General features: G+C 76.1%; 5 protein-coding genes. 1 reads left to right on the top strand and 4 read right to left on the bottom strand.

Translation table 11 applies throughout. The annotated features are described in order from the left end of the window. From ACOJUF_RS02670 to ACOJUF_RS02660, 3 genes are all read right to left on the bottom strand, one after another. The coding region (locus ACOJUF_RS02670) for a glycosyltransferase family 4 protein (RefSeq protein ID WP_420120320.1) at positions 1–909 on the bottom strand (909 nt) is incomplete at its 3' end. Further along, positions 897–1,304, bottom strand: coding sequence for a 6-pyruvoyl trahydropterin synthase family protein (locus ACOJUF_RS02665; protein WP_420120319.1), 408 nt, complete (start codon positions 1,302–1,304; stop codon positions 897–899). The genes ACOJUF_RS02665 and ACOJUF_RS02670, both read right to left, overlap by 13 nt. A gap of 46 nt (positions 1,305–1,350) precedes the next feature. Continuing rightward, on the bottom strand, positions 1,351–2,325 hold the full coding sequence (locus tag ACOJUF_RS02660; protein ID WP_420120318.1) for a zinc-dependent alcohol dehydrogenase: 975 nt from the start codon (positions 2,323–2,325) through the stop codon (positions 1,351–1,353). 142 nt (positions 2,326–2,467) lie between these two features. Here ACOJUF_RS02660 and ACOJUF_RS02655 point away from each other — a divergent pair, with 142 nt between their 5' ends. Beyond that, the gene (locus ACOJUF_RS02655) at positions 2,468–4,843 is read left to right on the top strand and encodes a CDP-alcohol phosphatidyltransferase family protein (protein ID WP_420120317.1); all 2,376 of its coding nucleotides are present in this window, start codon (positions 2,468–2,470) and stop codon (positions 4,841–4,843) included. 193 nt (positions 4,844–5,036) lie between these two features. On the opposite strand, the gene ACOJUF_RS02650 is transcribed toward ACOJUF_RS02655, so the two are convergent. Further along, positions 5,037–5,447, bottom strand: a 411-nt coding sequence (locus ACOJUF_RS02650) for an acyl-CoA dehydrogenase family protein (RefSeq protein WP_420120316.1), incomplete at its 5' end; no start/stop codon positions are given.

Genomic DNA, 5,447 nt, shown 5'->3' with positions numbered 1-5,447 from the left:
CCGGTCGTCGTCCGGGGCGACCAACCGGCCGGGCCGCCGGCCGGACGCGTCCCACCCGACCGCGTCGGGGATCCCGCCGACGTCGGTGGCGACCACCGGGATCGCCCGGGCGAGGGCCTCGGTCAGCACCATCCCGTACGTCTCGGAGCGGGACGGGTGGACGAGCAGGTCCGCCGCCGCGTAGGCCCGGTCCAGCTCGGGGCCGGTGAGCGGGCCGACGAACCGCACCCGGTCGCCCAGCCCCGCGGCCGCCGTGCGCAGCCGGCCGGCGAACCCCGGATCGATCGCCGGCGATCCGGCCACGGTGCACGTCCAGGGCAGGTCGGCGATCCGGTGCAGCGCGGCGATCAGCACGTCCTGCCCCTTGTGCGGGGCGAGCACCGCGACCGCCAGCAGCCGGCCGCCGCCGGCGGACGGGCTGATCGGGGCGGCCGGGTCGACCCCGGGCTCGGCGACGACCAGCGGAACCGCCGGGCCCGGCCGGTCACCGGGGACGAGGCCGTCGTCCCGCAGCCGGCCGGCCACCCACCGGCTGCTGGTGACCACGGCCGCGCAGCGCGGCAGCAGGTCCCGCTCGGCCGCGGTGCCCAGCGGCATGTGCAGCAGCACCACCACCCGCAGCCGACCGGTGTGGGCGGACACGACGGGCGCGGCCGCACACGCGATCAGCCCGTCGATGAGCACCGGTGAGCCGTCCGGGACCTCCCCCAGCAGGCGATCGAGGGCGACCCGGTCGGCGGGCGACGGCTGCGGCCAGGCCCCGGCGGCGTGGCGCTCGTGCACCCGCCGGCCCCGGCCGGCCAGCTCGTCCAGCAGCCGGCGGTCGTACCGGTTGCCGCCGCTGGGCCGGGCCGGGTCGTCGATGCCGGCCGGCACCACGGCGTGCAGGACGCCGGTCACCCGGTCCACAGCGCACGCTCGTAGGCGGCCCAGGCCACGTGGGACTCGTGCAGGGTGACGGTCAGCCGGGTCAGGCCGCGACCCGACGGCCCGAAGGCGCCGTCATGGACGCGCGTGGCGAGCCGGTCGGCGATCGCCCGGGCCAGCACCTCGGTCGTCGTGTTCCGCCCGGCGAAGGCCGGGTCGTCGTCCAGGTTGCGGTACCGGAAGTCGTCGACGATGCGCCGCAGCTCGTCGGTGGCCAGCCCGATGTCGACCACGATGCCGTCGGCGTCGAGGTCCGGGCCGGCGAAGGACGCGTCGACCACGAACGTGGCCCCGTGCAGCCGCTGCGCCGGACCGAACACGTCGCCGCGCAGGCTGTGGGCGATCATCATGTGATCGCGGACGGTCACCGTGAACATCGAGATCGCATCCTTTGTCGGTCCGGTCGGGGCCCGGGCGGGCGGGTCAGTCGTAGGTGATCACATGGCAGATGGCCGGCCGTTCGCGGGCGGCCAGCGCGGGCAGCAGGACGGGCAGCTCGGCAAAGGTGGATTCCCCGGACAGCAGCGCGTCGAACCTCGCGTCGCGCAGCAGGTCGAGGGCCAGGGCGAGCCGGTCGGCCGGCCGGCGGGCCCCGCGACGGGCCGGCGCCACCGCGCCGACCTGGCTGGCCCGGACGGCCAGCCGCCCCGAGTGGAACGCCTCGCCGAGGGGCACCGGGACCGGCCGGTCGCCGTACCAGGACAGCTCGATCACCTCCCCCTCGGGCCGCAGCACCCGCAGCGCCAGGGCCAGCCCCTCGCCGCTGGCGCTGGTGTGGAAGACCAGGTCCTGACCGTCCGGCGCCTGTCCGGGGGTGGCGAACGCGACCCCGAGCACGCCGGCGACCGCGGCCCGGCTCTCGTCGTCGTCGACGAGCGTCACCCGGGCGCCCGGCAGCCCGGCGAGCACGGCGGCCAGGCTGCACCCGACCATGCCGCCGCCGACGACGGTGATCCGGTCGCCGATCAGCGGGCCGGCGTCCCAGCAGGCGTTCACCGCCGTCTCCACCGTGCCGGCCAGCACCGCGCGCGCCGGCGGCACGCCGTCCGGCACCACGGTCACCGCACCGGCCGGCACCACGTACGCACTCTGGTGCGGGTACAGGCAGAACACCGGCCGGCCACGCAGGTGCTCAGGGCCGAGTTCCACGACGCCGACGGAGAGGTAGCCGTACTTCACCGGGCCGGGGAACTCGCCCTCCTGGAACGGCGCCCGCATCCGCTCGTACTGGCCCGGCGGTACCCGGCCGGTGAAGACGAGCGCCTCGGTGCCGCGGCTGACGCCGCTGTGCGTGGCGCGCACCAGCACCTCGTCCGGCCCCGGCACGGGCAGGGTCACCGGCCGGATCTCGCCGACGCCGGGGCGGCGCACCCAGAAGGCCGCCGCCTGGCTCGTCATGCGCCTCCTGTCACCCGATCCGGCGCCCGAAGCTCACCCGAACCCGAGGGGGCCGGTGATCGTATGTGCTTCACGGTAGGGCGAAACCACCGCAGCAGCGGGTCGAGCGGTGGCCGGCCCCAGAAGGAGAAACGGAGATCGCATGCAAACGGTTCGCCGGCCCCCGGCGCGCCGGCTGGCCGGGCAGGCCGGAACCGGTCTGATCGCCGGGTTGCTGCTGCTCGCGGTGCTGGCCGGCACGGTCGGCATGGGCGGGCCGGGGTGGGCCGTCGGCGTGGCCTTCCTGCTCGGGCTGACCGGTCTGCTGGTCGTCGCGGTCGCCCGTTCCGGACGGGACCGGCTCGGTCCGGCGGATGCGGTGACCCTCACCCGGGCCGTCCTCGTCGGCGCCCTGACCGCGCTCGTCGCCGACTCGATCGGCGATCCGGCGGCCACGCCGGTCCCGGTGCTGGTCGCGCTGGCCTCGGTCGCCCTGGTCCTGGACGCCGTGGACGGCCGGGTGGCGCGGCGCACCGGGACGGTCACGGCGGTCGGGGCGCGGTTCGACATGGAGGTCGACGCGGTCCTGGTCCTGGTGTTGGCCCTGTACGACGTGCGGCTGCTCGGCGGCTGGGTGCTGCTGATCGGGCTCGCCCGGTACCTGTTGCTGGCGGCCGGCTGGGTGTGGCCGTGGCTGACCGCCCCCACGCCGCCGCGCCGGTGGAACAAGGTGGTCGCGGCGGTCCAGGGGATCGTCCTCACCGTCGTGATGGCCGACCTGCTGCCGCGGCCGGTGGCGGTCGTGCTGACGGCCGGCGCGCTGGCCCTGCTGGCCGAATCGTTCGGCCGCCAGGTGTGGTGGCTCGTGCGGCACGCCCGCCAGCCCGACATGACCACCGACCGGGCCCAGCACCGGCCCCGGCACCGGTCACGGCACCGGCGGCTGCTCGCCGCGCTCGTCACCGCGGGGGCGGTCGCCCTGGTGTGGTTCGCGCTGGTCGGGCCGGCCGACGGGGTCCGGCCCGCCGACCTGGCGCGCATCCCGGTGGAGGCGGTCGTCGGCGTGGCGCTGCTGCTCCTGCTGCCGCCCCGGCTGGCCCGGCCGCTGGCCCTGGTCGCCGGGGTGGTGCTGGCCGGGCTGGCCCTGATCCGGTTGCTCGACCTGGGTTTCCTGGCCGCGCTCGACCGGCCGTTCAACCCGGTCTCCGACTGGGCCTACGCCGCGTCCTTCCTGGAACTGCTCGGGGGCACGGTGGGTCGCACGGCCGCGACCGGGATCGGCGTCGCCATCGTCGCGGTGGCCCTGGGGGTGGTGGTCGCGATGCCGCTGGCGGTGCGCCGGCTGACCGGGCTGGCCGGCCGGCGCCCGGCGGTCACCGCCCGCTTCCTCGCCGCCTTCGGCGCGATCTGGCTGCTCGCCGCCACGACCGGCCTGCAGGTCGCGCCGGGCACCGGGCTGGCCGCCGCCGATGCCGCGGGCCTGGCCGCCCGCGAGGCCGCTCTCGTGCGGACGAACCTGGCGGACCGGGCCGCGTTCGCCGACGAGCTGGCCGCTCCCGTTCCGGTCGCGCACACCGGATCGGCCCCGCTGGCCGCCCTGGCCGGCAAGGACGTGCTGGTCGTCTTCGTCGAGAGCTACGGACGGGTCGCCGTGGAGGATCCGCAGATCGGCCCGGGGGTCAGCGCGGTACTCGACGACGGGAGCGCCCGCCTCGCCGCGGCCGGGTTCACCGCCCGCAGCGCGTTCCTCACCTCACCGACGTTCGGCGGGATCAGCTGGCTGGCGCACTCCACCCTGGAATCCGGGCTCTGGGTCGACAGCCAGCAACGCTACGACCAGTTGATGGCGACCGGCCGGCCGACGCTGATCTCGACGTTCGGCGACGCGGGATGGCGGACCGTGCTGGACGTGCCGGCCAACCGGCGGGACTGGCCCGAGGCGAGCACGTTCTACCGGGCCGAGCAGGTCTACGACGGCCGCTCCACCGACTACGCGGGGCCCGGCTTCGGCTTCGCGACGATCCCGGACCAGTACACGCTGGCGTTCCTGCAACGGGCCGAGCTCGCGCCGCAGCCGCGCCGGCCGGTGTTCGCCGAGATCGACCTGCAGACCAGCCACACGCCGTGGCTGCCGCTGCCCGAGCTGGTGGACTGGTCGACCATCGGCGACGGCAGCGTCTACGCCGGCCAGCCGGAACGGTCGCCGGCCGTCGACGACGTGTGGTCGGACGCCACCGCCGTGCGGGCGGCGTACGGCCGGACCATCGAGTACAGCCTGTCCGCGCTGATCTCGTTCGTCCTGACCTACGGCACGGACGACCTGGTGGTACTCGCGCTCGGCGACCACCAACCCGCGTCCGTCGTGAGCGGCGAGGGGGCCGGTCACGACGTGCCGGTCACGGTGATCAGCCGCGATCCGGCGGTCGCCGCGGCCACCGCCGGGTGGGGCTGGCCGGCCGGCCTGCACCCCGCGCCGGACGCGCCGGTCTGGCGGATGGACGCGCTGCACCACCGGTTCCTGGACGCGTTCGCCGGTTAGCGGTCGAACCCGGACAGGCCGGCGGCCCGGCCCGATCGGCGACATCGGCGGCGTTCCCGGACCGGGCCCCGGCCGGCCACTGCACCGTGAGGGCGCGCAGGCCGGCCCGGATGCGCCACGGCGGTTCGGCCGGAGCCCTCCCGCGCATCGGGGCGACGGCCGGTGGCGTGGCACCGGCCGTACCGGAGCGCGGCTACTCCAGCTGCATCGACCGCCCGATGAGCTCCTTCATGATCTCGGTGGTGCCGGCGTAGATCCGCTGCACCCGGGCGTCGGCCCAGGCCCGGGTGATGCGGTGCTCGGTCATGTAGCCCAGCCCGCCGTGCAACTGCACACACTCGTCGAGCACCCGCCACTGGAGCTCCGTGGTCCACCATTTGGCCTTCGCCGCGTCCACCGCGTCCAGCCGCCCGGCGTTGTGCTCGACCACGCAGCGGTCGACGTACTGCCGGGCGATGTCGACCTCGGTCGCCATCTCGGCCATCCGGAAGCGGACGTGCTGCCGGGCCCCGATCGGCGCGCCGAAGGCGACCCGGCTCCGCACGTGCTCGACGGTCCAGTCCAGGGCGGTCGCCGCGGCCACCGCCGGGTGGGGCTGGCCGGC

Origin of the sequence: Nakamurella sp. (assembly GCF_048594475.1) — a bacterium.
Lineage (GTDB): Bacteria > Actinomycetota > Actinomycetes > Mycobacteriales > Nakamurellaceae > Nakamurella.
Note: the sequence above shows the minus strand (reverse complement) of the source record. Positions and strands in the feature narration are given on the sequence as shown.

Excerpts from the sequence above, each read along its gene's own strand:
- ACOJUF_RS02660 (WP_420120318.1), bottom strand. The coding sequence starts at position 2,325 with ATGACGAGCCAGGCGGCGGCCTTCTGGGTGCGCCGCCCCGGCGTCGGC.
- ACOJUF_RS02655 (WP_420120317.1), top strand. The coding sequence starts at position 2,468 with ATGCAAACGGTTCGCCGGCCCCCGGCGCGCCGGCTGGCCGGGCAGGCC.
- ACOJUF_RS02665 (WP_420120319.1), bottom strand. The coding sequence starts at position 1,304 with ATGTTCACGGTGACCGTCCGCGATCACATGATGATCGCCCACAGCCTG.